The organism is Enterococcus canintestini (assembly GCF_001885735.1).
Classification (GTDB): Bacteria; Bacillota; Bacilli; order Lactobacillales; family Enterococcaceae; genus Enterococcus_C; species Enterococcus_C canintestini.
In genome coordinates this window covers 53059-78754 of record NZ_JXKG01000006.1, presented here as the reverse complement: position 1 = coordinate 78754, position 25696 = coordinate 53059, and the positions used below count along the sequence as shown (strand labels likewise).

20 protein-coding genes are annotated in these 25696 nt (G+C 36.3%); 5 read left to right on the top strand and 15 right to left on the bottom strand.

Going from position 1 to position 25696, the window contains the following annotated elements; translation table 11 throughout:
• Nucleotides 1-17: 17 nt before the first annotated feature.
• The 4 genes from recD2 to RU96_RS05385 form a co-directional block, all read right to left on the bottom strand.
• Nucleotides 18-2576, bottom strand: a complete 2559-nt coding sequence (gene recD2, locus RU96_RS05400; protein ID WP_071864515.1) for an SF1B family DNA helicase RecD2 — start codon at nucleotides 2574-2576, stop codon at nucleotides 18-20.
• 17 nt (nucleotides 2577-2593) lie between these two features.
• Nucleotides 2594-3250, bottom strand: coding sequence for a histidine phosphatase family protein (locus tag RU96_RS05395; protein ID WP_071864514.1), 657 nt, complete (start codon nucleotides 3248-3250; stop codon nucleotides 2594-2596).
• 34 nt (nucleotides 3251-3284) lie between these two features.
• A complete protein-coding gene (gene trmL / locus RU96_RS05390) occupies nucleotides 3285-3788 on the bottom strand; it encodes a tRNA (uridine(34)/cytosine(34)/5-carboxymethylaminomethyluridine(34)-2'-O)-methyltransferase TrmL (RefSeq protein WP_071864513.1) in 504 nt (167 codons plus the stop codon).
• 282 nt (nucleotides 3789-4070) lie between these two features.
• Nucleotides 4071-4913 carry a methyltransferase domain-containing protein gene (locus RU96_RS05385; RefSeq protein ID WP_071864512.1) on the bottom strand — a complete coding sequence of 281 codons (843 nt, stop codon included), beginning with the start codon at nucleotides 4911-4913 and terminating at the stop codon, nucleotides 4071-4073.
• Nucleotides 4914-5052: 139 nt separating this feature from the next.
• Between RU96_RS05385 and RU96_RS05380 the strand changes: the two genes are divergently transcribed.
• On the top strand, nucleotides 5053-5691 hold the full coding sequence (locus RU96_RS05380) for a copper homeostasis protein CutC (protein WP_071864511.1): 639 nt from the start codon (nucleotides 5053-5055) through the stop codon (nucleotides 5689-5691).
• A gap of 64 nt (nucleotides 5692-5755) precedes the next feature.
• Complete coding sequence (locus RU96_RS05375) at nucleotides 5756-6460, top strand: hypothetical protein (RefSeq protein WP_071864510.1); 705 nt, start codon at nucleotides 5756-5758, stop codon at nucleotides 6458-6460.
• 137 nt (nucleotides 6461-6597) lie between these two features.
• On the opposite strand, the gene mgtE is transcribed toward RU96_RS05375, so the two are convergent.
• The 4 genes from mgtE to yjbM are packed head-to-tail and all read right to left on the bottom strand — an operon-like array spanning nucleotide 6598 to nucleotide 10353.
• Nucleotides 6598-7962, bottom strand: a complete 1365-nt coding sequence (mgtE, locus tag RU96_RS05370; protein ID WP_071864509.1) for a magnesium transporter — start codon at nucleotides 7960-7962, stop codon at nucleotides 6598-6600.
• 19 nt (nucleotides 7963-7981) lie between these two features.
• Nucleotides 7982-8875 carry an RluA family pseudouridine synthase gene (locus tag RU96_RS05365; protein ID WP_071864508.1) on the bottom strand — a complete coding sequence of 298 codons (894 nt, stop codon included), beginning with the start codon at nucleotides 8873-8875 and terminating at the stop codon, nucleotides 7982-7984.
• 6 nt (nucleotides 8876-8881) lie between these two features.
• Nucleotides 8882-9685 carry an NAD kinase gene (locus tag RU96_RS05360; protein WP_071864507.1) on the bottom strand — a complete coding sequence of 268 codons (804 nt, stop codon included), beginning with the start codon at nucleotides 9683-9685 and terminating at the stop codon, nucleotides 8882-8884.
• Nucleotides 9685-10353: a GTP diphosphokinase gene (gene yjbM / locus RU96_RS05355; protein WP_071864506.1), complete on the bottom strand. Its 669-nt coding sequence runs from the start codon at nucleotides 10351-10353 to the stop codon at nucleotides 9685-9687. The genes RU96_RS05360 and yjbM overlap by 1 nt, the downstream gene beginning before the upstream one ends.
• Before the next feature lie 359 nt (nucleotides 10354-10712).
• Between yjbM and RU96_RS05350 the strand changes: the two genes are divergently transcribed.
• Entirely contained in the window at nucleotides 10713-11294 is a 582-nt protein-coding gene (locus RU96_RS05350; protein ID WP_071864505.1) for a CYTH domain-containing protein, read from the top strand.
• An 81-nt stretch (nucleotides 11295-11375) separates the two neighbouring features.
• A complete protein-coding gene (locus RU96_RS05345) occupies nucleotides 11376-12032 on the top strand; it encodes a DsbA family protein (protein ID WP_071864504.1) in 657 nt (218 codons plus the stop codon).
• 42 nt (nucleotides 12033-12074) lie between these two features.
• On the opposite strand, the gene pepF is transcribed toward RU96_RS05345, so the two are convergent.
• From pepF to spxA, 4 genes are all read right to left on the bottom strand, one after another.
• Nucleotides 12075-13883 carry an oligoendopeptidase F gene (gene pepF, locus RU96_RS05340; RefSeq protein ID WP_071864503.1) on the bottom strand — a complete coding sequence of 603 codons (1809 nt, stop codon included), beginning with the start codon at nucleotides 13881-13883 and terminating at the stop codon, nucleotides 12075-12077.
• Nucleotides 13884-13956: 73 nt separating this feature from the next.
• Nucleotides 13957-14931, bottom strand: a complete 975-nt coding sequence (locus RU96_RS05335) for a competence protein CoiA (RefSeq protein ID WP_071864502.1) — start codon at nucleotides 14929-14931, stop codon at nucleotides 13957-13959.
• A gap of 217 nt (nucleotides 14932-15148) precedes the next feature.
• Nucleotides 15149-15802 carry an adaptor protein MecA gene (locus RU96_RS05330; protein ID WP_071864501.1) on the bottom strand — a complete coding sequence of 218 codons (654 nt, stop codon included), beginning with the start codon at nucleotides 15800-15802 and terminating at the stop codon, nucleotides 15149-15151.
• Between the two features lie 279 nt (nucleotides 15803-16081).
• Nucleotides 16082-16480 (bottom strand): transcriptional regulator SpxA, encoded by a 399-nt coding sequence (gene spxA / locus RU96_RS05325; protein ID WP_016171276.1) that lies wholly within the window; start codon nucleotides 16478-16480, stop codon nucleotides 16082-16084.
• Nucleotides 16481-17365: 885 nt separating this feature from the next.
• On the opposite strand from spxA, the gene RU96_RS05320 reads away from it, so the two are divergent.
• A complete protein-coding gene (locus tag RU96_RS05320) occupies nucleotides 17366-18076 on the top strand; it encodes an HAD family hydrolase (RefSeq protein ID WP_071864500.1) in 711 nt (236 codons plus the stop codon).
• 59 nt (nucleotides 18077-18135) lie between these two features.
• On the opposite strand, the gene RU96_RS05315 is transcribed toward RU96_RS05320, so the two are convergent.
• The 3 genes from RU96_RS05315 to RU96_RS05305 all read right to left on the bottom strand — a co-directional run bounded on the left by RU96_RS05315 (nucleotide 18136) and on the right by RU96_RS05305 (nucleotide 25663).
• The gene (locus RU96_RS05315; RefSeq protein WP_071864499.1) at nucleotides 18136-21306 is read right to left on the bottom strand and encodes a DEAD/DEAH box helicase; all 3171 of its coding nucleotides are present in this window, start codon (nucleotides 21304-21306) and stop codon (nucleotides 18136-18138) included.
• 45 nt (nucleotides 21307-21351) lie between these two features.
• Entirely contained in the window at nucleotides 21352-24471 is a 3120-nt protein-coding gene (locus RU96_RS05310; protein WP_071864498.1) for an AAA family ATPase, read from the bottom strand.
• Between the two features lie 64 nt (nucleotides 24472-24535).
• Nucleotides 24536-25663, bottom strand: coding sequence for an exonuclease SbcCD subunit D (locus RU96_RS05305; protein ID WP_071864563.1), 1128 nt, complete (start codon nucleotides 25661-25663; stop codon nucleotides 24536-24538).
• Nucleotides 25664-25696 lie beyond the last annotated feature (33 nt).

Genomic DNA, 25696 nt, shown 5'->3' with positions numbered 1-25696 from the left:
AGCAAAAATTTTTGCAGTTACATAAAATCCATTGGGCTTAACCCTTCCATTCCAATCAATGGATCAATGGCGTTTTCCCGAACCATTTTTTTAGTTAAGATAAAACGAAGCGGCAAATCTGCTGCTAAATTTTCCTTAGTTGTATCATTTTCTTCAACTAAATCATTCGCTGGAGTTTTACTAACAGCATCAGCGGTTAAAGAAATTTCGCTTTCATAAGTTAAGGGCTGGCGTTGTTTTTGATTTTCAGCTGAAACAGCGGTCTTAGTTTTTTCACTTGTTTTACTTGGTTCATTTGTTTCACTTGGTTCTGTTATGCTTAAATCAGCCACTTTAGAAGTAGTTAAGACCTCTATCCTTTGTGTTAAAGTCGTTAAACGATTCGCGGATTGATTTGCCACACAAGTTTGAAACGCTTGACTTTCCCCTAACAAGATTAATTTGTCTTTACTGCGGGTAACAGCGGTATAAAGTAAATTGCGCTGTAACATGCGTTGGTATTGATAGACCATTGGTAAAATGACCATTTCAAATTCACTACCTTGTGATTTATGAATGGAACAACAATAAGATAATGTAATTTTTTGCCAATCATTACGCTTATACGTGACTTCATTTGCATCAAATTGAATAACTAGTTCATCCACTTTATCTTCACTGTCTTTGGCTAAAATAATGCCGACAATCTGTCCCATATCACCGTTAAAGACGTTATCTTCTGGCGAATTCACTAACTGCAAAACTTTGTCTCCAATGCGATAAACTTGGTCGTGAAACGAAACTTCTTTTTTTGTGCCATCATTGGGGTTAAAAATTTCTTGCATCATTTTATTTAATGCATCAATACCAGCTGGTCCCCGATACATCGGTGCTAACAGTTGAATATCCTGAGCGGTAAATCCTTTTGCCTTGGCTTTGGTTACGATTTGAGCAATCAAAGGTTCAATTTGTTGGGCATGACAAGGAAAAAAGGAACGGTCTGCTTTGTTTTGTGTAAAATCAGCCGGAAGATGACCATTTTTTATTTCATGGGCTAAAGAAATAATGGTCGAGCCATCTCCTTGACGATAAATATCTGTCAGCTCCCGCTGTGGAATTTCTTTAATCGCCAGTAAATCATGTAAGACTTGACCTGGACCAACAGAAGGAAGCTGATCTTTATCCCCAACAAAAATAACTTGCATATTGTTAGGAATCGCTTTTAGTAATGAATTGGCCAGCCAAGTGTCTAACATTGACATTTCATCGACAATTAGTAAGCCACCAGCTAATTCATTGATTTCCATTTCACCGGCTTTTTCTCTTCCTGTTAAGCCTAAAAGACGATGAATCGTTCCACTAGGCAGCCCCGTTGTTTCATTCATCCGTTTTGCAGCCCGTCCAGTCGGTGCAGCTAATAAAATAGGAAAGACTTCTTGAGTGTAATCTAACGGATCCAAGCTTAAATCATTTAATTCAGCAAATAATTGGACGATGCCATTAATAACCGTCGTTTTCCCTGTTCCAGGGCCCCCTGTTAAAATAAATAATGGTGAAGCTAAAGCAGCCTTAATCGCTTCTATTTGAGAGGTCCCATATTGGATGCCTAAGTCTTTTTCTAAAGCGGCTAATTTTTTATCAATTGTCTTTTCAGGATACTTAATTTCTTTTTTGCGTTTTAACATGCGCTGAATTGAGCTTGCAATGCCAATTTCAGCAAAATACAAACTATTTTCATACATGCGTGTTGCTTCTTGTTGAATTTTATCTTCTTCGGTCAAAGCAATAATCACATCTGCTAGTTGTTCTGGATTAATTTCTACCGGACGACTTTTTTCCAAAAGATGCAACGTTTCATCTAATAACCGATCTGCTTCAATATACGTATCCCCGCTTTGGAGCGAACTTTGAAAAACTTGATGTAAAACAGCTGCCCGCAATCGTTTTTCGCTCGTAGCGGCAATACCTAATTGTTCCGCTAATTGATCCGCTTTTTTAAAGCCAATTCCATCAATGTCTTCTACCAACTGATACGGATTTTCTTCAATAATACTCAAAGCCTGACTATGATACATCTGGTAAATTGCAAAGGAAAGTTGGCTACCAAAACCATATTGAGACAATCCGACGACAATTTCATCCATTCCTTGGTTGGCACGAACGATTTCAGCAATCTGTTGTTGTTTCTTTTCAGTTAAGCCGGCGATACTTTCCAAAACAGAAGCATCCGCGACGATTTTTTTGATTGCATCTACTCCTAATGTAGTCACAATTTTTTCTGCCGTTTTAGGTCCTACACCGGGAAATTTTTCACTGGCAAAATAATTAATCAAGCCATTTTCAGAAGTCGGTTGATTTTGAGAATAACTCTCTACTTGAAATTGCAGACCATAGCGGGCATGTTCCACTAAGTCACCATAAAATTGATATAAAGTGTCTTCACTAATATCACCAAATGAACCTGTCACCACAATTTGAGGTTCATTATATCCAGTATTGGTTTCTGCGATATCGATTAACATAACCTTATAAAAATTGCCGGGATTTTCAAAAAAGATTGCCGCGACAGTTCCGCTGACAAAATTTCGTTCTTCCATGCCAAACCGGCTCCTTTCTATAATAAAGCGTCTAAACTACTTTGATCGCCTAAAAAGCTCGCATCATTCCATTTAATTAATTCAAATGGTGTTAAATTTTCCGGTTCTTTCGTCGTTAAAATGCTTAAACTATTATTGACTAAACCACCCATTTCTCGTAATTCAGCAAGGGGCTTACCTGCTAACCACTGAATAGCCGCAGTTAAAGAGGCACCATGGCCGACAAATAAAAGCGGGCCCTTATTTTGCATCGCAGCATCACAAACAACAGTTTCAATGCGTGCCAAAGCATCTTCAATTTTTTCTCCGCCAAAAACACTCGGGTCATAACGATCCAAATGATGACGCAAATTGTGCAATTCCACTGGATAACGCTGAGACATTTCATCAATCAGCTGTCCTTCTAACTCTCCTAAACCAAGTTCTTTTAACCCATCATTATAAATAATTTCAGGTTTATAACGTAACTGCGCCAAAATCCCTTGTGCAGTTTTCATCGCTCTAGGGGCCGTACTGGCATATATTTTTTCAAACGGAATATCTTTTAACTGTTGCCCCAATAATTTTATCTCGGCTAAACTCTCTGCAAGTAATGGCGAATCTCCTTTTGCACCTTGAAAACGTCGTTCATTATTCCACATAGTTTTACCATGACGGGTAAAATATAACTCCATGACAAAAGCTCCTTTAATTGTGAGTAGGTAAAATTTAATCTAATTTATCATTTTCGTAGTGGTGACTTAATTCCATGTCAGGAAATCCTTGCTGCCGTAATGCTTCGTAAATAACTAAAGCCGCAGTATTGGACAGATTCAACGAGCGTACGTGGGTATCGTTCATTGGAATACGTAAACATTTTTCCGCATTTTCCCGCATAAATTCTTCGGGTAATCCGGTTGTTTCTTTACCAAACATTAAGAAAATTTCTTCATCAGCAGTATAATCCACTTCACTGTAAACTTGGTTGGCAAATTTTGTGATTAAGTAAAGACGACGCTCACCTAAATAATCCAAAAATGACGCCAAATCTTTGTGATAAGTAATATTCACATCATGCCAGTAATCTAAACCTGCTCGTTTTAGGTGCTTGTCATCAGTAGAAAAGCCTAAAGGTTCAATTAAATGTAGTGGTGTGTTGGTGGCAGCGCAAGTACGCGCAATATTGCCAGTATTGGCAGGAATTTGGGGTTCAAATAAAACAATATGATTCAACTTTATTACTCCTTTTAGTTTCCAATTTATTTACGCTTTATAAAAAAACGATTATTCTCTCTTACTATAGCACTTTCAGTAAATATATTTGTAAAAAAGTGCAAAAAAAGAACGTATCGGCTCGGTGTTAATCACTGCGAGTCGCTACGTTAGTGAAGTTCTTTTCACTAACTTTTATCAGAACAGGAACCTGATAAAAACCAATGAAAAATGACTTGTTTGTAATATATCACTCTTATATAAATAATGCAACAATTTTATCCGAAAAAAGTCACAAAAGTTTCAATTTTCTTTTCCAATTAGCAAATCTAAATCAATTGTAATTTTATTTAATGGTTTTTGAGCAACTTGCTCTTTTTGTGTTACCGAAACGCCCCACTCTAAAGGAGACATCTCTAACAAGGCAAGTTGATTTTCTACCGGAACATCAAAGCTATACGTTATTTCATGGTGTTCTAAAAGCTTAAATTGTTCTTTAAAATGTTGAATAACTTCCATATTTTCATAATGTTGCTTCTTTTTGTCATCGGGATAAAAAGCTTGTCGCAATTCTTTTAGATAACCACTACGGGGAACCACTTTGATAAGGGTACCATCTGGCTTTAAAACACGTTTAAATTCACTATAATTTGAAGGGGTAAATAAATTCAAAACACAATCAAAAACTTGCGGTCCAAAAGGTAAGCGCGTTAAATCTGCAACGCACCAAAATAAAGGTTCTGGTTGCTCTGTGGCCAGATAAACTCCATCTTTCGCGATATCAAATCCAATACCGGTAAGATTTTTTTCCATTGCAAGATTATTAAAAAAACTACCTTCCCCACAACCCACATCTAAAACTGTCGTATTTGCTGGAATATATTCCCGAATCTTTTGTAATAAACCATCATACATGCCAGCTTTTATTAACTGCCGTCTGGCGGTAAACAGTTTACGGTCATAGCCACTTTGAATATTTTTTTTAAGAAAATACAACGTACCTTTTTTTGAAACATCAAATCGATGTCCCATTTGGCAGACCAGCCCTGCCGGTGAGGCACTCATTTGGCTTTGGCATAAGGGGCATAAAAATAAATGACTATTTTTTGCCACAAATTGTTTACCCCAGTCAATTTTTTTCAACATACTATTTCCTCGCTTACTTTCCTCTAGCTAATAGCTACTGTCGTTTTTCGCTACTCTACTTTAACACAAGGCTGTGATAAAATACTACATGAAAACAAACTCGCTCTTGTTTCAGATTAATTTATAAAAGGAGACCATTATGATTAAAGAATTTTGTGCCGAAAATTTTACAAATATTCCTGCTGCGATTCACGCTGGAGCTAAACGAATTGAACTATGTGACAATTTAGCCGTAGGAGGCACCACACCAAGTACTGGTGTAATCGAAGAAACACTTAGTTATGCTGGCGAAAAAAACATTCCGGTGATGACCATGATTCGTCCAAGAGGTGGCGATTTTATTTACAATGACACTGAATTAAAAATTATGCATACTGATTTAATCGAGGCAAAAAAAATGGGAACAGACGGCGTCGTATTTGGCTGCTTAACGCCTAGTGGTTGGCTTGATGAAGAAGCTTTAGAATTATTGATTGAGACTGCTGAAGGATTACAAATTACCTTTCATATGGCCTTTGATGCCATTGTAAAAGATCGCCAATTTGAAGCCATTGATTGGTTAGTTGCTCATGGTGTTGACCGTATTTTAACCCATGGTGGCCCTAGTGGAACACCAATTTCAGAAAATCTTTCTTACTTACAAGAGTTAATTGCGTATGCCAATGGTCGCATTATCATTTTACCCGGAGCTGGTATTACCGCAGATAATGTAGATGAAGTTGTAACAACTTTAGGCGTTAATGAAGCGCACGGAACAAAAATTGTACGTCTTAGTTAAAGGACAATTTTTTACACTACGTTATAAAGAATAAAACATCGTTCAAAGCTAGAAAGGAGTGCCTATGAAAAAAGCTGATGCCATGTACGCCTATGCCCGTAACCATAAATTAGGTCAGAATATTACGCCATTTTTGGGTGGTTGGTTACAACGCAAGCACTTTAGCCTAATCGAAGCCGCCTTAGGAAAAGATGAGGAAGTGATTGCAAGTTTTATCGGGCGTCATCATCCCGAAGACCTTGAAAATTTTAAACCCTTAACTGGCGAAGATCAGCAGGATTTTGAAGAGCGAATTAGAGCCCAACAAACAGGAAAAGTGCGTTACTTTGATTGCAAAGGATTTCATGCCTATGCGATTACAGATGCCGGCCGTCTTATTTTTGCACGCTGGGTACCTTTTAACCACGATTATAAAAGTATCCCTTTGAACAATATTAATACTATTAATCCTAATACACGCATTTTTTGGGGTTCAGTTCGAATTGAGAGCTTTCGTGAAGTTTTTAGTATTTTTTGGACTAAAAAAACCGTTTTTGCCATCGCCAAATTATTAGAAGATAGTAAAAGCGACATGCAAGATGGCGTAATGGATGGGATTACTAGCGCCAAACGTGCTCGTCAAATGCGACAAGAGTCTACTGCTACAAACAGCGTCCCATTAACAACCGAAACAAATTTTGAAAAGTTAAAGGAACGTAAAAAAGCACTAGACGAAGGACTGATTACACCAGAAGAATATGAAGCTTATAAACGACGCTTTTTAGAGTAATAAAAAGCGATACGACCCATTTGGCTCTGTAAGACAAAAATCACTATAGCTACTATAAAAAATACCCAAACGATCATATCCTTTACTTTTCCCACTGTAAACTGGAAAAATAAAAGTGATACTTTCGTTTGGGTTTTTTAAGCAATGAAATACTGCATAAAAAGACTAGCAATATTAAAATAAATCAAGACACTAGTTAAATCACTTAAAGTCGTAATAAATGGTCCACTTGCAACAGCGGGATCAAAACCTAGTTTATCCATTAACATTGGAATAAAACTACCAGCTAAATTAGCGACCGTAATGGCACACATCATGGCCATCCCGATGACAAAACCAAGAATTGGATTGTGTTTCCAGATGGCAACAATGATAAAAATAGTTAACCCCGTAATAAATCCGGTCACCAAACCGGTTAAAATTTCACTTACAACGGTTTTAACAAAACTATTTTCTTTATCGTCATTTATCGCTAAGCGTCTTACTGCAACGGCTAAAGATTGAGTACCAGCATTACCGGCAGTTCCTGTAATAAGTGAAATAAAAACCGCCAAAATACTCGCTTCACTCACCAGCTCTTCGTAATGAGAAATTAAGGTGGCTGTGGCCATCCCCAAAAATAATAACGTGATTAACCACGGTAATCGTCTACTAGCAGCCTTCACCGGGTTTTCAGAAACCTCTTCAACATTGACCCCAGCTAAACCTGAATAATCACTTGCTGCTTCATCATCAATGACATCAATAATATCATCGACTGTAACGATCCCTAATAAATGATCATCATAATCTGTAACAGGTAATGCCAAAAAATCATAATCCCGAAACGTTTGGGCCACGTCTTCTTGGTCATCGCCTACATGGACTGAAATCACCCGTTCACTCATTACATCTTGAATCATAGTATCATCTTCATTAATAATTAAATCTCTTAATGAAATAACACCCACTAAATGATTTTCTTGATCGACCACATAAATATAATAAATCGTTTCTGCTACATCTGCTTCATTTTTCAACACATACATAGCAGAACGTACTGTTTGATTGGCAACAATCGAGACAAACTCAGTCGTCATAATCGAACCAGCGGTATCATCTTCATAATGAAGTAGTTCTTTAATTTCACTGGCATCTTCTTTATCCATTAGACTTAAATATTTATTGACCGCCTTTTTATCAAGCGTATTTAATAAGTCAACTGCGTTATCGGTATACATTTCCGCTAACATAGCAGCGGCATACCCTGGACGCATTTCAAACAGATAATCAGTCATATGTTCGTCATCTTCTTCAATTACATCAAACATATCCGCCAACTCTTTTGGCGACAAATAGCCATACATGCGATGGCGTTCTTCACTGGTGAGGGACTGATAGAACTGCCCCTGTTCGTATATGTGCATTTCTAAGAAAGGTTCTCTGAACCTTTGCATGTCATCTTCAAGTAAAGCCTGTTTTAATTCAGCAAAGCGTTCTTCCAGTTCTAAATTTTCATCCACTCACACTCACCACGCATTCTTAAATATTTTGAACTACCTGTGTCATATCTTCAGGTAAAGCTAAGGTAAAAGTTAACCGTTCACCACTAAAAGGATGATTAAATGATAACTTATAACAATGTAACGCCTGGCGCGTAATACCAGCAGTCATCAGACCGCCATATAAGTCATCACCTAATAAAGGAGAGCCGATACCACTAAAATGCACGCGAATTTGATGGGTTCGGCCGGTATGAAGTTTAATATCCACTAACGCTATATTCGCGTTATGTTTCAACAACCAATATTCCGTTTGCGCCATTTGCCCATCTTTGGCAACTTTACGTTTTAATAAAGAACTTAAATCCCGCGTAATCGGCAATGTAATCATACCGTGATCTGCTAGCTGGTCAATGTTGCCGGAAACGAGTGCTTGGTATCTTTTTTCGACTTCCTTTTGGCGCAACTGGCGATCTAACTGGGCATGAGCAAAACCGTGTTTAGCAAACAACATCAACCCAGTAGTATCCCGATCTAAACGAGTAACCACATGTATGACCTGATCTTTATAATTTTTTGACTTATAATAATACTTCACGCGATTTGCCATCGTGCCATTGGGATGATATTGCGCTGGAATTGAAGCAACTCCCGCTGGTTTATTGACGATTAAAAGATGCTCGTCTTCATAAACAATAGCAATGGGTGTTTTGTCTACAAGCATTGTTTCATGTTCTTTTTCATCCGGCACGACAATAGTAACCCTATCATTTGGCCGCAAAGAATACAAGACATTTTCCCGTTTATCATTGACTAAAATTAAGCCGCCTTGAAACTTAATTTTTGCCAATAACCCTTTTGAAATGCCCTGCTCTTTTAAAAAATATTTTAACTGCTGGGTGGTCTCTTTTTGATAATGATACGTAAATTTCATAAAGGTCTAATCTTCTCCAATAAAAGCATCTTTTACTCGGTGCCAAAAATCCATATGCCGAAAAGAAGCAAAGTGAATTCGCTCACTGGCAATCTTGTAATAAACTGCTTTAATATGATCTTTTTGAATATCTAATTGATCGACAGTAATCATATAGTCGTTACTATCTTGTAGGCGTATTTCCATCCATTCATCAGCAGAAATCACTAAAGGTGAACCTAATGTTCTAAACACACGATTATTTAAAGAAGCAATTTCCGCTAATTGAATTGCGTTAATACTGGGATGTAAAACAGCACCTCCGACACTTTTATTGTAGGCTGTTGAACCAGTTGGCGTTGAAATGGATAGCCCATCGCCTCTAAAACGTTCAAAAAGTTCTCCTTTTAAATAAACATCCGCAACCATCGTACGATTGCCCCGTTTAATTGTCGATTCATTTAACGCCAAAAAGTGCTTTGCTGGTTTATCATCTTGATATTCAATTCGAATATCTAGTAATGGGTAGCTAATACTTTGACCTCGATTTTCTTTTAGACTGGCTACAAGTTCTGGTATTTCATAATCACGCCAATCAGTATAAAAACCCAAGTGGCCAGTGTGAACCCCTAAAAAACTCACTTGGTCTAGTAAATGATTATAGCGATGAAACGCTGAAAGTAAGGTCCCATCGCCGCCAATAGAAAGGACAATTTCAGGATGTCCTTGATCAATTGTAATCTCATTTTCAGCCAGCAACTTGCGCAACTGGCGCTCGGTTTTTTCCGACTGAAGACCGTGATTTGAAACGATAGCAACTTTTAATGGCATTACGTCTCCTCCCGATCAATCGAAGCTTGATAATAACTATCATCTGATTTGCCCCGGCCGTGAGAAAACAAACGTTGCGCTTCTTGAATTTCTTCCCGGATTGTTGACATTTCTTCATCGAGTTGATACGCCGCTTCTGCTGCACGCTGTAGGCGAATTTTCATTTCTTCGGGAAAAGCCCCTTGATATTTATAATTTAAAGAATGTTCAATCGTTGCCCAAAAATTCATTGCGAGCGTTCGAATTTGAATTTCTGCTAAAATAATTTTTTCACCATTTACTAATTGAACCGGATATTCAATCACTAGGTGGTAAGAACGATAACCACTAGCTTTTTTATTCGTAATATAATCTCTTTCAATAATCACTTTCATATCTTTGCGGTTACGCAATAATTGCACAACTTGGTGAATATCTTCCACAAATTGACACATAATTCTTAATCCCGCAATATCAGACATTTCTTCTTCCAATCGTTCCATCGGAATATGACGTATCTGACTTTTCGTAATAATACTTTCTACCGGTTTTACCCGTCCAGTCACAAATTCAATGGGTACATGTTGATTTTGTTCGCGAAATTGTTTGCGAATTCCCCGCAATTTTACTTTTAACTCTGATACGGTTTGCTCATAAGGTGCTAAAAATTTATCCCAATCTCGATCCATAATCATCCCTCAATTTTCTTTAATACATACCATTGTCATTTTACCATAAACCGGCATAAATCTTTATCTCTTCAAATTGAAAAAATATTCCAACTATTCTAGCGTATAAATTGCGTATATTGTCATTTTATGGCAAAATAGGAAATCGATAAATTATAGACGTGAACAAATTGAACCCCTGTAAGTCTAAAAGTTCGGAATCCTCTTTTAAAATTAGAATTAAACCGCTTTTTTATCATGTTTTGCTAAATTTTATCAATTTTTTGCAATTCCCCGTTTTCTGATTAAAAGATTGTCATTTTTCCCAGGCTTAAACTTGCAGTTTCGCAGTTGAACACGTAAACTAGTGAGGGATTATTATGAGTCAATCAACTGAGATTGAATTTAAAACAATGGTAAGCGCTCGTGATTTCAAACGTATTATGACGTACTATCACGTTACAGCTGAAAATATCACACAGCAAACAAATTGCTATTTTGATACACCAGATAAAAAATTAAAAAAGGCAAATGCCGGTTTAAGAATCCGTCTCTTGCCTGAATATGCTGAAGTAACATTAAAAACACCTCAAAAAGAAGGCCTCTTAGAAACAACTGAAAGATTAACCCCAACTGAGGCGCAAAATTACGTAAAACTACAACAAGTCCCTAAAGATGGACCTGTCGAAAAAAAATTAGCCACTTTAGATGTTGCGATTACGCAGTTACATATCATTAGTCAGCTTACGACAAAACGTGCTGAGTTTCCAATTAACGCTGGTTTACTAGCTCTAGATGAAAGTTTTTATGGCAAAAGTGGTCATGATTTTGAATTAGAATTAGAAGTAAAAGATATAAAAACAGGTAAGGCAGCTTTTGATCAATTATTAGAAGAATTGAACCTTCCTTATCTGCCTGCTGAAAATAAAATTAGCCGGAGTCTTAAAAAAGTGCAAAGCTAAAAACTGTTTATTTTCATTTTTTCTACGTTTCTGCTAAGTTGAAGTAGCTAGAAACGACTCAAATTGTTGGAGGAGATTTAGGTGATTGAAATTTATTTGTTTGTCAATCCTTTAGGGGCCATCTGTTTAAGTTCAGAAAAGCGCCTGCTGAATTTCGTACAAACATCAGAACAAAAAATCCAATTTCGGCTGATGCCTTTGGTTAATATGCAAACGATAACTGACGTGATGAAGCGTTACAACATCCCAAAACATGACATTGACGCCCGCAATAAACTTTTTGAAAACACCTACGCCGCTGCTTTAGACGCCAAAGCTCTCCAACTACAAGGCAAGAAAAAAGCGCGGAAATTTTTAATGCAGATGCAAGAAGAAGTAGCGTGTAAGAAAAAAGAATACACACAAGAACTCGTTCTTTCTTTAGTTGAGGCAGTTGGTGGTGATTTGGAAATGTTTGAAGAAGATCGTCGCAGCGACTTGGTCAAAACATTATTTCAAGAAGATCAAAATACCGCTCGGGAAATGGGCATTACCACCCATCCTTCAGCTGTAGTTTACAATTATGCTTGCGAAAGAGATTATGGTGTTTTATTAGAAGGAGAAGAAGCTTTAGCTGATATTCCTCGCCTTTGTCAGGTCGACAAAGAAAATTACCAAATTTTCCATATCGATGGCTACTTGCAACGAAAAAATGAACGACGTATCTCCCACGACAGTAAACATTTGAAATTAATGTAAAAAAGACTTGGTTTTATCCAAGTCTTTTTTTACGCTTATATTTTATAATTTTTCAACTAAAGCTTCTAATTCAGTCAAGCGTTGTTCAAACATCTTCATCGCATCTTCAATATAGTCCGCTTTTGTCATATCAACGCCAGCTTTTTTCATCACTTCAATTGGATAGTCGCTATTTCCTGCTTTTAAGTAATTTAAGTAATGATCTAATGCACCATCTTCTTTGGCTAATATTTTCTTAGCTAAAGAAGAAGCCGCAGAAAAACCAGTCGCGTATTGATAGACATAATAATTATAGTAAAAATGTGGAATACGGGACCACTCTAGTTTTATTTCTTCATCTTCTTCTACTTCAGGACCATAATATTTTGCATTTAATTTTCCATAATAATCACTTAAATATTCGCTAGTCAAAGGAATACCTTTAGCATCTTCAGTATGAATAAAATGTTCAAATTCAGCAAATTGTGTTTGCCGGAAAATCGTTCCTTTAAAACCGTCTAAATAATGATTCAAAATATATGCCCGTACTTTTGGATCTTTTTCTGTTTCTAATAAATATTCTGTTAGAATATTTTCATTTGTAGTTGAGGCGATTTCTGCTAAGAAAATAGAGTAATCCCCATAAACAAAGGGCTGGTTACTACGCGTGAAATAGCTGTGAACACTATGTCCCATTTCATGGACTAAAGTAAATAGTTGATCCAGTGTATCATGCCAATTCATTAAAATATAAGGTGCAGTATCATAGGCCCCAGAAGAATACGCGCCACTACGTTTTCCTTTATTTTCAATTACATCAATCCAGCGACTACTAAAAGCTTTTGCCACAATGTCATTATATTCTGGTCCCATAATTTTTAATGCTTCTTTAGCTTTCTCTACCGCTTCTTCATACGTATATTGAATCGGTGCTTCACCTAAAATTGGTGTATACATATCATACATATGCAGTGTGTCAGTTGCTAATAATTTTTTTCGTAGTGCGACATAACGATGGAGTAATGGCAGGTGTTGATTGACTACTTCTACTAATGTGTCATAGACGCTTTCTGGAATATGATTATTGCTAAGGGAAGCTTCTCTTGCTGAAGCGTATTTTCGCACTTTTGCTTTAAAATTATGTCCTTTTACATGAGAACTCAATGTTTGAGCAAATGTATTACGAAATTGTTTATAAACACTATACAGGCCTTCAAAAGCCGCTTTACGAACAGCAGGATCCGTTGACTCCATTAATTGACCATATACACCATGGGAAAGTTGAATTTTTTCACCATCGCTACCTTCAATTGTAGGAAAAACTAAATCTGCATTATTTAAAACTGAAAAAATATCATCAGCGGCACCGAAGATTTCACTTGAGCCAGCTAGTAATTCCTCTTGTTCGGCTGGTAGGACATGGGCGCGGTTGTCTACCATTTGTTTAATATAGTGACGATAAATGGCTAATTTTGGTTCTTGATTAAAATAAGACCAAATTTGTTCATCTGACAATGTTAAAACTTCTGGTTCAAACCAAGAAACTGCCGCACTTGCTTCTGCGAACAGGCTACTAGCACGAGCATATAAACCTTGGTAAACGGTATTTCCCGTGTCTTGATCATTTTTTAAATGACTATAAACATAGAGCGTTTCCAATTTACGATAAATATCCAAGCAAAATTCCAATGCCTGTAAAAAAGCGGTTGCGCCTTCTTGTAAGGTACCTTTATAATGATCAGCTTGTTTTAATTCTTCTTTTAAAGCAGCAAACGCCGTATCAAAAGCTTGGTCATCAGCAAAAATTGGCGTTAAATCCCACGTCATTTCTACTGGTAAGCTTTCTCTAGTTGGTAATTGTTTTGTCGCCATCCTAAAACCTCCTGATAAGTACTTAAACGAAAAGAATCTCTCTTCGATTATCTTCTATACTATCATAATTGCGCTATTTTGGTGGTGAAAAACTTCCCTTTTTCTGCCCAGATAAGACCTGGCATTCCAAATAAATTTCTCTTAAAATGCTTTTTTGACAGACTAGAGGAAAATCCCATTGCCATTCAAGTTTAGCCAGTTGCCATAACCAGTGCTGCCAATTTTTGCTTTGGAGAAACAACCAACGTAACACCAATAATTCATGTTCAAAGAAAAAGTGATAACGACTGCTGGCATAACACCAAAACGGTAATTCAAGTAAATTTTCTCTTTTTAAATAGAAAAAATGTTGAAGGCGTAAAAAACGTGGTTGTCGCCGAAAAAGCCGCTGGCGTAAAAAACGTTTATAAGCGACCGTATGCCAATAAGTTGTAGTTGGCTTTAAATTTAAACTGGCTGAATTTTTTTGAGTCAATGAGCTATCTTGCGCTATATTTTGACATTGCCAATGAAAACCACGATTATAATCCCAGCTAGTCAGATAATAAACACGCAACTGTTGGGCTGTGATATCCAAATGCCATAAATAAGCCGTCTTAGCCCAATAACAAAAACCTTTTTGTAACTGGCTCATCTGTTGGCTGGGCACAAATTTTTTGCCAACGATCCACCAAGGTTCATACTGATAGTTCAAATAATTATAAGTACGCTCTTTGAAACGTTGCAGCGACAATGAAGAACATTGAAACTCAATGGGTGTTTGAGCAAGTAATAGGTCCGGCCGCTGCTTTAAAAGGGGTAAGTAAACTTCTAAGCTACTGTTGGGTAGTCTTTGACTGAGCCAGACTTTTCCCATTAAATGTTCCGTAGTCTCCCCTTCTGATAAAGTTTGACAGGCGTCTTTTTTCCAATGAGCAAAGTGCGGTTGCTGTTTTTGCCCATGTTTTAAACATAATTTTTTCTCACAGGCTGGACAAACAAATTCTTCTTCCCTTTTAGCATTTAGTGCCGATACTAGCTCCCCTTTTTTATTTTTGGCGATTAACATTTTCATCCCCCACAAGCATCTACGCACAATCTTGCTTATGGTGCCAAACTCTTTTTTAAAATTAAAACTATATAAAGGCTATCTATTAACTAGTTCGGCGGCAAACTATCGGCAAATAAAAAAGCCAAACGAATTTGTTTGGCTTTTTGCAACCTGCTAGTATTTAACATAACGCTTTTAACAAAAAAAGACTTGGAAAAAATCCAAGTCTTACCGCTTAAAAGTAGTGGCGCGTGGTTGCTAGTGCATTGCGTTCCATTAAAAGCTTACCGTGTTCGGCTAAAACTTCTGGTGTCACTTGACTTAGGCGAGCGAACTCACTTAGACAAGCTAAGTAATCATCAATTTGATTTTGCAACAAGTATTCATCAGTAAACTGAATTTCTAAGAAGTAAAAATGATTTAACTCATAAAGATTGGTTAATACCCCATCCCCACCTTCAAATTCATGGGCTAATTGAATCATTTGTTCAAAATCTATCATTTCAAAGACATAATTTCGTTTAATTTCTGTCGTCTCTTCTTCTTCTTGGACTTCTTGTAATTGTTCTGCGATATGTTTTTTCAAGAAATCACTCACCTCTTCGGCACTACCATCTGCAATTTGTTCCAAGTTGGTAAATTCTTCATTGGGGATATTTTTACTGATAAAAAGTTCCAATCCATCACCTTTTGGCAATACTTGGAAAGTAACAGCTTCACTGCCTTTAAATTCTTCATTGATATCTACCTCTTCTAAAATACTATAAAAGAAGTTTTCAATTTCATTGTGGTTACCTAGTAGATCTAAGAAGGTAATCCCTCGGGCAGCTAAATCTTCGCTTTTAATGAGAACACGAATCGTATTTTCGTTAATATGTTCCATTTCCATCTTAGCTACACCTCGCTTTTCTAACATTATAGCTACATTGTAACGGAACCTTATCAAATGTAAAGGAAAACCTCGTGATTTAGTAAATCTTAAAAATCCAGCGGTAAAATCAGGTAAAAACTGACAAACTATGAATACAAAGAGCAGCTAAAATAGCTGCTCTTGCTTAAAATCAAGTATTTATAAATTTTAGCTAACTTATTCTTTCAAAAATGACAAAGATAGCATTTCCTCCAATAAAAAAGCCCCGACAAGTACTTGTCGGAGCTTTTAACTATCTTATAAACCAGCCATTAACTGTGCATGTCGTAATTCTAATTGACGCACTTCACGTGGTAAGAAACGTCTAATTTCATCTTCGTTGAAGCCTACTTGTAGACGTTTTTCGTCAATCATGATTGGTCGACGTAGCAAACCAGGGTTCTTTTGCACCAAATCTAGTAATTCTTTTAATGGTAAATCATCTAAGTCAATATTCAATTTTTGGAAGACTTTTGAGCGAGTAGAGATGATTTCTTCTGTCCCGTCTTCAGTCATTTGTAAAATCGCCTTTAATTCGGTAATATTCAAAGGTTCTGAAAAAATATTACGTTCAACAAAGGGAATTTCGTGCTCTTGCAACCACGCGCGAGCTTTTCTGCACGATGTACAGCTAGGGGAAGTATAAAGTGTCAACAACGTGTATCACTCCTTCTTAATTATTATAAGCAATCTCTTTTTGACATTACTTATAATTTCATCTGAGTTCATTATACCCAATTCAAAAAAAAAAATACTACCCTTTTCTCAAAAAAAGTTTTAAAAAATTAAAGTTATCTTAATGATACATTCCCAGACTACTTACGTTTTCACTAGTTTTCACGTTAGAAAAATTAGAATTATCAAATTTTATTGCCATTTATTTGCTTATATATAGCACAGCGTGTAATTGTAAAAAATAATAGAACACAATAATAAAATATGTTATATAATTTATCAAATTTCGTTTTTTAAAATTTGTTGCATACACAACAATAAATTTGTATAGACAAATCCAACTGCTTTTATCACGGTTTTAATCAATATTTTTAGCAAATAATAAAAAATATGATAATTATTTAGAAACCTAACGTTATTTTCTTCTGCTTTCTCAAAGCAAATCTGTAATAAATTACTAACAAAAAATTAGCAAATTGATTGTGAAAATATCATTGGAAAAAAATATTTTTTTAATTATTCTTGCGATAGTTAATTTGTTCAGAAAATTCAGAAATAAAATAAAATTAAATATTGATGCCGTTTTTTAGTCGTATTACTTTTAATATTTCTTAATTTTTGAATATTACGTCCCCTATTTTAATTAGCTGAATGCTCCAACAATGACCGAGATTGTGAAAGAGAGCATTATTTTTTAAGTAAAAAAAACTGTAATCTTATTTTTCCTTGTCTGAAAAGCTTTGTTCTTAATTAGGTAAAGAAAACCTTTATAAATCAGCGTTTTGCTCTTTAATTTTATATTGCTTTTGGTTAGAATGAATCAGGATCTTATGAAATTTGCAGAAAATTTGAAAGGAATGGCCTTTTTTGATTAACGCAATTGTTTTTGATGTCGATGATACAATTTATGACCAGCAACAACCTTTTCGTAACGCTGTACACCGTGTTCTTCCCTTAGTAATGGATACAGATATGCATGACCTTTATATTCGTTTTCGTTTTCATAGTGATGAAACTTTTTGTAACGTTGCCAAAGGAAAGTGGAGTTTAACTTATATGCGTAATTACCGCATTATGGCGTCGTTAAAGGACTTAGATTACCCTGCAGTTACCGAAGCTGAAGCATTGGAATTTCAAAAAGTTTATGAAGAAGAGCTAGATAACATCGTCATGCATGAAGCAGTTTTTGAAACACTAAACTTTTTAAAAGCCAAAAAAATCCCTATTAGTATTATTACAAATGGCCCCACAGATCACCAATATAAAAAAATTATGCAATTAAAACTCTTGAACTGGGTCAAAGAAGACAATGTAATTATCTCACAAGCAACTGGCTTTCAAAAACCTGACCGCCAAATTTTTGAATTGGCAGAAAAAGAATTTAACCTCGTTCCGGAAAATACTTTATACGTCGGTGATAGTTTTGAAAATGACGTGGTTGGCGCGAAAAGTGCCGGTTGGAAATCATTATGGTTCAACCACCGCAACCGAAAAATTCCAGCTGGTGAAAAAGCAATTCAAGATATTGAATTGACTTCTTTTGATCAACTAACACCAACGATAAAAGCAATTTTTTAATGTAATAAAAAAAGCACATTGCCTCTTTTAGAAAAGACAATGCGCTTTTTTGTTAACGATTATTCTCCAGCGCTTAAAATCATCCGAATATCGGCTTCTGTAAGTTGTTGTAATTGGGTTTCATTGCCTTGAATAACTTTTTGGAACAATTCTCGCTTATCTTGCTGAAGTGCGTTCATGCGTTCTTCAATCGTTCCTTCTGCAATCATACGCCAGACTTCGACAACTTTTTCTTGACCAATCCGATGTGCCCGACCAGCTGCTTGTTCTTCTACTGCTGGATTCCACCACAGATCATATAAGATGACAGTATCAGCACCGGTTAAGTTTAAACCAGTTCCGCCGGCTTTTAAAGAAATCAAAAAGACGTCTTTTTCTCCGTTGTTAAAAGCATCCACCATCGCAATGCGATCTTTTGGCGGGGTGCTACCACGTAAGTAGAAACTCTCAAAACCTAATTTAGCTAATTCTTCTTCAATAATTGTTAACATCCCAGTAAATTGTGAGAATAAAAGAACGCGACGGCCATTTTCTTGAGCGGCTTGAATTAAGTCTTTGACTTGTTCTAGTTTTCCAGAAGTTCCTTCATAATCGTCAATAAAGAGTTTAGGATCACAACAAATCTGCCGCAATCGGGTTAAACCTGCTAAAATGCTGATCCGATTTTTCTTAAAGGCAGCAGCATCCATTTGACTAATTTCTTCTCGCATCTGACGTAAATAGGCCAAGTAGATTTTCTTTTGATCTTCGGTTAGTGCACTGTAATAATTGGTTTCTAGTTTTTCTGGTAAATCTTTTAAGACGGTCTTCTTATCTCGTCTTAATACAAAAGGCTTAATCATTTGCGCAATTTGCTCTGCTGATAACTGGCGATAACGCTGTTGACTTGGGAAAAATCCTGGCATAATCATTTCAAATAAAGACCACAATTCTTCTAAATTATTCTCAATTGGCGTTCCGCTTAAGGCAAAACGGTGTGGTATTACTAATGAACGTAAAGCTTTGGCAGTCTTAGTTGCTGCATTTTTCACCATTTGCGCTTCGTCTAAAATCAACTGATCTAAAGATAATTCGCGATATAAACCAATATCTTGTCTTAGACTAGCATAAGATGTGATATAGATATCCACTTCTTGGGCTAAACAATTGATACGCTCTTGTTTGTTGCCTCCAACTACGGCAGCTTTTAAACTTGGTGCAAATTTTTTCAATTCAGCTAACCAGTTAAAAGTTAAACTAGCAGGAGCGACAATTAAAGACGTTTTATTGGCATCTGCTTGCTTTTCTGACAGGAGATAAGCAATCGTCTGTAATGTCTTTCCTAGTCCCATTTCATCTGCCAAAATACCGCCAAATTGATAGTGAGACAACATTTTCAGCCAACGAAATCCCGTTACTTGATAAGGACGCAAGTCGGCATTTAAGCCTGCTGGTAATGAGGCTGGATAGTTTTCAGGATGAGTTAAATCTTTGACCATCTGCGTAAAATCTTCACTAAAGGAAACATTGGCATCTTTTAACTGATCTTGTAACACAAGCCCCTGATTTAGCGGCATCTTAATCACACCAGCTTGGCTTTTTGTTTGGCGCAATTTTTGTAAGACAGCACTAGTTTCTTGAAATTCAGGCGTCTCAAGGGATAAAATTTGACCATTTGCTAATGTATAAAAGGCATCTTGATTTAATAAACTTTGCAAAATATTATCAATTTCTTTTTCACCAATGCCAGAAATATCAAAATGCACATCCAACCACGAACCGTCACTGTCTACTTTAACTTCTGGTTCAATTTTGTGCGCATCTAAGTACAATTCGCGTAATTTTTTACCCAGTTTTACTGTGCCTAGTTGTTGTAAGGTAGGCAACTCCCGGGTAAAGAAATAATACAAATCACTTCCAGTAGGTAGATCTTTAAAAAAGCCTGTCTCATTTTCTTTATAACCTTGTTGTTGTAACAAATGGCGGGCACGATCTTCTTTTTGATAATCGCGCAATACTTCTGGCTGATTTTCTTGTTGGACATTATGGGCACTGTTAGTGGAAAAAACTGCCTCACCATAAATAAACTGCAATTCTACGGCAACCTGCCCTTTTTTCTTACGCAAAATAAAATTAATACTTAAATCTTCATCGCTAATATATTGATACACCTCTTTAGCAATATGCACTTCCCCGATTTGACGCAGTAGCGGTAGAACTTGTTTAAACAAGACCGATAATTCTTTTTTGGCATAAGGTATTTCTTTGTTTTCAATTCGTTTTAATAACTGATCTAACGTTAAATAGATTTCTTGTTGGCAACTACTTAAAGGATGAATTTTTTCATCAATCACACCCCAGTGATAATAATTGAACACTTGGTCATAATCTTTTTCAACAGCTAAAACAAACTGTTCATTTTCTTTTTTTACTGAAAAAGCTAAAGGTAAGGCTACATCAGAAAAAAGAATCGGATTCAATTTTTTGTCATCATAGCCAAAGGTCGCACCTAGTTTACTTAACATTTCCAACAGCTGTTTGCCCCAGCCAATTGGTACTAATAAATATTTTTTATCTAATTTACCATTAACTAAAATCCCTGTTTGTCCCATTAATTGTTGGGTTTGGGCCATTCCCCATAAAACTGTCAGAGCCTGATTTACATCGGGAGTAAATGCTTTTGGTTCAATTAAAAAGCTGTGTTGTTTATTAATTAATATTTTCTTTTGTTCGGAATAGGCTTGTAAAAATTTGTAAATATTTTTGACAATATAATTGCGCGTCGTCCCTCTTTGTCCAACTTTTAAACTGATGCCAAAAACTGCTAGTTCTTTATGATAGGGATTTGTTTCAATGGCATCGATGTTAAATTGTAAACGCAACGCAATCGCTTTATCTTCTGCTGCCGGTAGCTTTAATTTCGCAAAACCGTTGGTAAACATTTCAGCTGTTGAAAATTTACTTTTCACAGGTTGTTCCATACTGCTCATAAAACGGGTTTTTCCTTGTTGACGTAAAAATAATTCAACTGCCACGGTATGTTTGCAGTAATGATGTTCTTCCCAATACGGGCATTGACAATAGTCTTCTTCTTTTGCCGTCGCATCTAAGTCGACTAAATATTCCTCGCTACCTAATACCACAGCATGCCAAACTTTATTGGCCGGATCCGGCGTTACCGATAGTACTCTTCCTTCATTGAGGTATGTTCGCCCTCGTTCAATCACTTTTTCAGGAATACTCCACTTCACCCAAATCTCTCCTATCTTATGATTACAAACAGCCAAGTGCTGTTATTAATCTAATTTTAGTGCAATTTTACTTTGTCCTACCCCATTGGTTTTCACATTTATTTGTCTCACGATTTTTTCTTTTAAGGCAGGTACGTGGCTGATAATACCAATTAAACGTCCTTCTGTTTCCAATGTACTTAATGCTTCTAATGCCATCTCCAATGCCTCTTCATCAAGTGAACCAAAACCTTCATCAATAAATAAAGCATCTAAGGCAATACCACCGGTACGATTTTGAATCACATCAGCTAACGCGAGTGCTAAGGCTAAAGCAGCAATAAAACTTTCTCCGCCTGAAAGGGTTTGTACCCGTCTTGTTTGACCGGCATTATCATCATAAATATCGATGTCTAACCCCTTTTGTCCACGTCCACCACCAGATTTTTCTGCTAAGCTAAATTGATAACGCCCATTGGTTAACTGCTGCAAACGTCCATTAGCCAAATCTAAAATTTCCGCTAAATAGGCTTGCAATACATAGCGTTCCAAACTGGTTTTATACATATTTTTGCCACTTAATACTTGACTCAACTGTTCCATTTCCGCCAAATCATTTAATTCTTGTTCGTGAGATTTTAACAATTCTACTAATTTATCTAGTAACTGTTGATTATCTTTTTGCTGTACTTTTAATAAAGAAAGCTGTTGCTGACTTTCAGCTAACTTAGCTTGTGAATTTTCATGAATAGTTAAAAGCTCCGCCACCACAGGTAATGTTTCATTTTTTAAAAGTTGCTGTAGTTTTTCTTCTTGTTGCTTTATAACAAGTACATCATTTTTATAATTTTCGATTTCTTCAGTTAGTTCACTTAACCGCTGTTCAGAGACTTTTGCTTCCATTAATTGCTCTTTTGAAAATTCTTTAGGTGCTTGCTTTAAAAGTTGTTCTACTTGTTGATTTAACTGGTTAGCTTCTAATTGCGCTTGGTTTTCATAATCAGTCAACTCTTTTAATTGCACCGCATAACTCTTTGTTGCAGACTTCAAATTTTCTCCTGTGATTTGATCTTTTTGCAACTGCTCACTTAAGTCAGAAATTTCTTTAGTAATTGCTGCTATTTGATTCCTTAAAAGCGTAGCGTCGCTGTCTCCTACATGTTCTTTTAAACTGTCGATTTCACCATTTAAGCCAGCCAAAAGATTGGTCTGGTCTTGATAACGTTTTGTCCAAAGTGCAAGTTCTGCTTTTTGCTTTTCTATTACTTGGGTTAATTCAGCTTGTTTTTCACTGGCTGTTTCAATTTGTTGCCCTAATTCTGCTTGGATGCTAGCAAAAGTAGTAATTTCCTTAAAAATATCTCCTGTGATTTTTTCTGTCTGCAAGTTCGTAAAGTCTGCCACGATTTTTTCTTTTAACGTAATCATTTCATCACTTATTTGACTTACCTGTTTTTCTAAGTGAACGCGTTCTTTTTCTAATTGCTCTTTTTGCGTTTGGCTTCTAGCCAGTTGTTCACTTAATCTGGTTTTATTTGTTTCAGCTAATTCTAATGCTGCTTCACTTTCTTTAACTGTCGCTGGTGAATCTTGCTGATGAATAGCTACATTGGGATGTTCGGTTGCGCCACAAACAGGACAAGGTTCACCGGGTATGAGATCTAAACTTAATTTGGCAATCATCGCTTTAGCATGATTACTTTTTTGTAGGCGGTAATTTTCTTCAGCTTCGTTAATTTCTGCTTGCAGTGTATATATCGCAACTTCCATGGCTTTTAAAGACTGATTCCTTTGTTTAAGATTATCTGTCAGCTCAGTCTTAGTCGTCGTCAATTTTTCATAATCTTTAACGCTTTGTTGCACTTTGACTAACTCAGTCATTGTTTTTTGCCATTGATTATTTCTTTTTACCAATTGCTCTTGCGCTTGGTAATCTTTTTGCAAAACTGCAATCGCTTCTTCAATCTTGGTTACTTCTTTATGCATTTTAAGTGTATCTTTTTTTTGAGCGGTAAGTATTTGTTGCTTTTGTTCCAGTTGTTCTGCCTGTGGTAACTTTAATTCTAAAGTATGAAGTGCTTTTTTTTGGTCTTCTAGCTTCACTGCAAGTTTCTTGACATTTTCTCTTTGACTTTGCCACTGTGCGAGTGCGACTGCATTTTTGTCTGCTTGCTTTTGAACTTCGGCTCGTTTATCCCCATGCAAACTGACTTTTGCCAACGCCAATTTAAGCGAATTTAACACTGGAATTTGCTTTTGCACCCACAAAAGCAAATTTTTCTCCTCTGTTAATTTTGAGATGGCTGTTTGTTTTTGTGCTAAAACAGTAGCTTTATTGCGGACTTTTTCAAGCTCATCAAAATTTTGTTTAACTTCTTGTGCGCGGTAATAGTTTGTTTCAGCTTTTTTCTTTTTGTCTGTATCTTGTGCCACTACATTTTGTTGGGATTTAATAGCAGCTGATAATGCCATTAAGTCCTCTTGCCAGGCATTTTTTGTGGCTGTTAATGTTGGAAAAACAGTAGCTTCTTCAAACCATTTGAAACTTTCAACTAACGTTTCGGCTTGCATTTGTTTTGTTTGAATACTTTCATTTTTAGCGGCTGTTTGTTCTTTTAACCAAGTTTGCAAATTTTGATAAATTTCAGTATCAAATAGCCGACGCAAAACTTGTTCTTTATCTGTACTTGAGGCAATTAAAAAATTACGAAATTCCCCTTGCGGCAACATAATAATTTTGAAAAACTGTTCTGCAGTTAAGTGAAGCAGTTGATATAATTCAGAATCAACATTTTTTGTATATTGTTTCTTCTCGTTGCCCGCTTCATCATAAACAGTCAATGTCGTTTTCCCAGCCCGCTTTGTGGTGCCGGTCCCACGTTTTTTTTGAACTTCTTGTTCAGGGCGGCGCATCACTTCATAAAGTAAACCACCATGACTAAAAGAAAAAGTTACCTCAGTTTCCTCTGTTGGTTTTGAGAAAAGTGAACGCATCTCTTTACCATTCCGTAATTTACCCGAGGTTTGACCAAATAAAGCATAGGTCATACCATCAAAAATAGTTGTTTTACCTGCACCTGTTTTTCCACTGACTAAAAATAATCCTTGGTCTGAAAAGGCGCCAAATTCGATGGTTTCATCAAGATAAGGACCAAAGTTTTTCATGCGTAAAGTCCGTGGCTGCATAACTGTTGTTTCCTCCTTGTCAAAAATTGCAAAAGCGAGCTGTTAGATTGCATAAAGACTTTTCTCACTTACTCTCATCAAACTTTGCTGCTGTTTGCAAACCTTTTGTTAGCCACTTTTCTTGGCTTAAAGTTAATGTTTCACTCGTCATTTCTGTGAAAAAGTCGTGAACAATTTCTTCCGGGGTATCTTTTCTTTTTTGCAGTTTATGCAACTGACTTTCCTGCTGAATCTGATGCAAACGAGAAATTCCTAAAAGACGCGGATAAATTGCTCTTAATTGATTCATTAAATTTGCTATCACACCGCGATCAGTTAATTGAATTTGTAAAAAATCTTCGCAATCAACCGCCTGATAAAAGGCTGGTGATAAAAGCTCTTCGTAACTGGCGGTTATTGTCCTAACATCATGTTTAGGCGTTAAAGGATAAAATGTGCGCGAAAAATCATTTGTATCGACAATATAGACACCTTTTGTTTGGTTTTCTTCTGAAATAGCATATTTTAACGGCGCGCCACTGTATTGGATACTAGGATGATCTAAGGCATGATGATTGTGTAAGTGTCCCAATGCGACATAATCAAAAGAATTTAATAAATCAACAGCAACACTGTCTAATCCGCCGACCATGATTTTTGTTTCCGACTCACTTTTACTACTACCAGCGGCAAAAAAATGCGCTACCAGTATCTGGCGCTTTGCGGAATCAAACTTTTTTTCCATCTCAGCTACTATTTTTTTCATCGCATCGTTTAAGGTTTTAATACTGTCATCTTTAAAATACAAGCGAGCACTAAAAGGTTCAAAGTATGGCAACAGAAAAAACTGTATATCTGCTATTTCTACTGGTTGAAAGGCCTGTGCCAATTCTGTATGTAAATAAAAATTTGTTTTACTAAACCAAGGTGTCCCAAAATTTAGACGTTCACAACTGTCATGATTACCGGCAATTGTCAGTAGAGGTAGCTTATTTTCCAAATTAAAGGCAATAATTTTTTCATTAAATAAATTCACTGCATCAACACCTGGTACTGCCCGATCATATAAATCTCCTGCCACCACCACAGCATCTACTTGTTCTGTCACAGCTAAGGTTAAAATTTGATCAATAACTGCTCGTTGGTCCGTTAGTAGATCAAAGCCATTCAATTTTTTGCCGATATGCCAATCTGCGGTATGTAAAAAGCGCAATTTCATTCCAACCTTTCTAAAAAAGCATCTTCT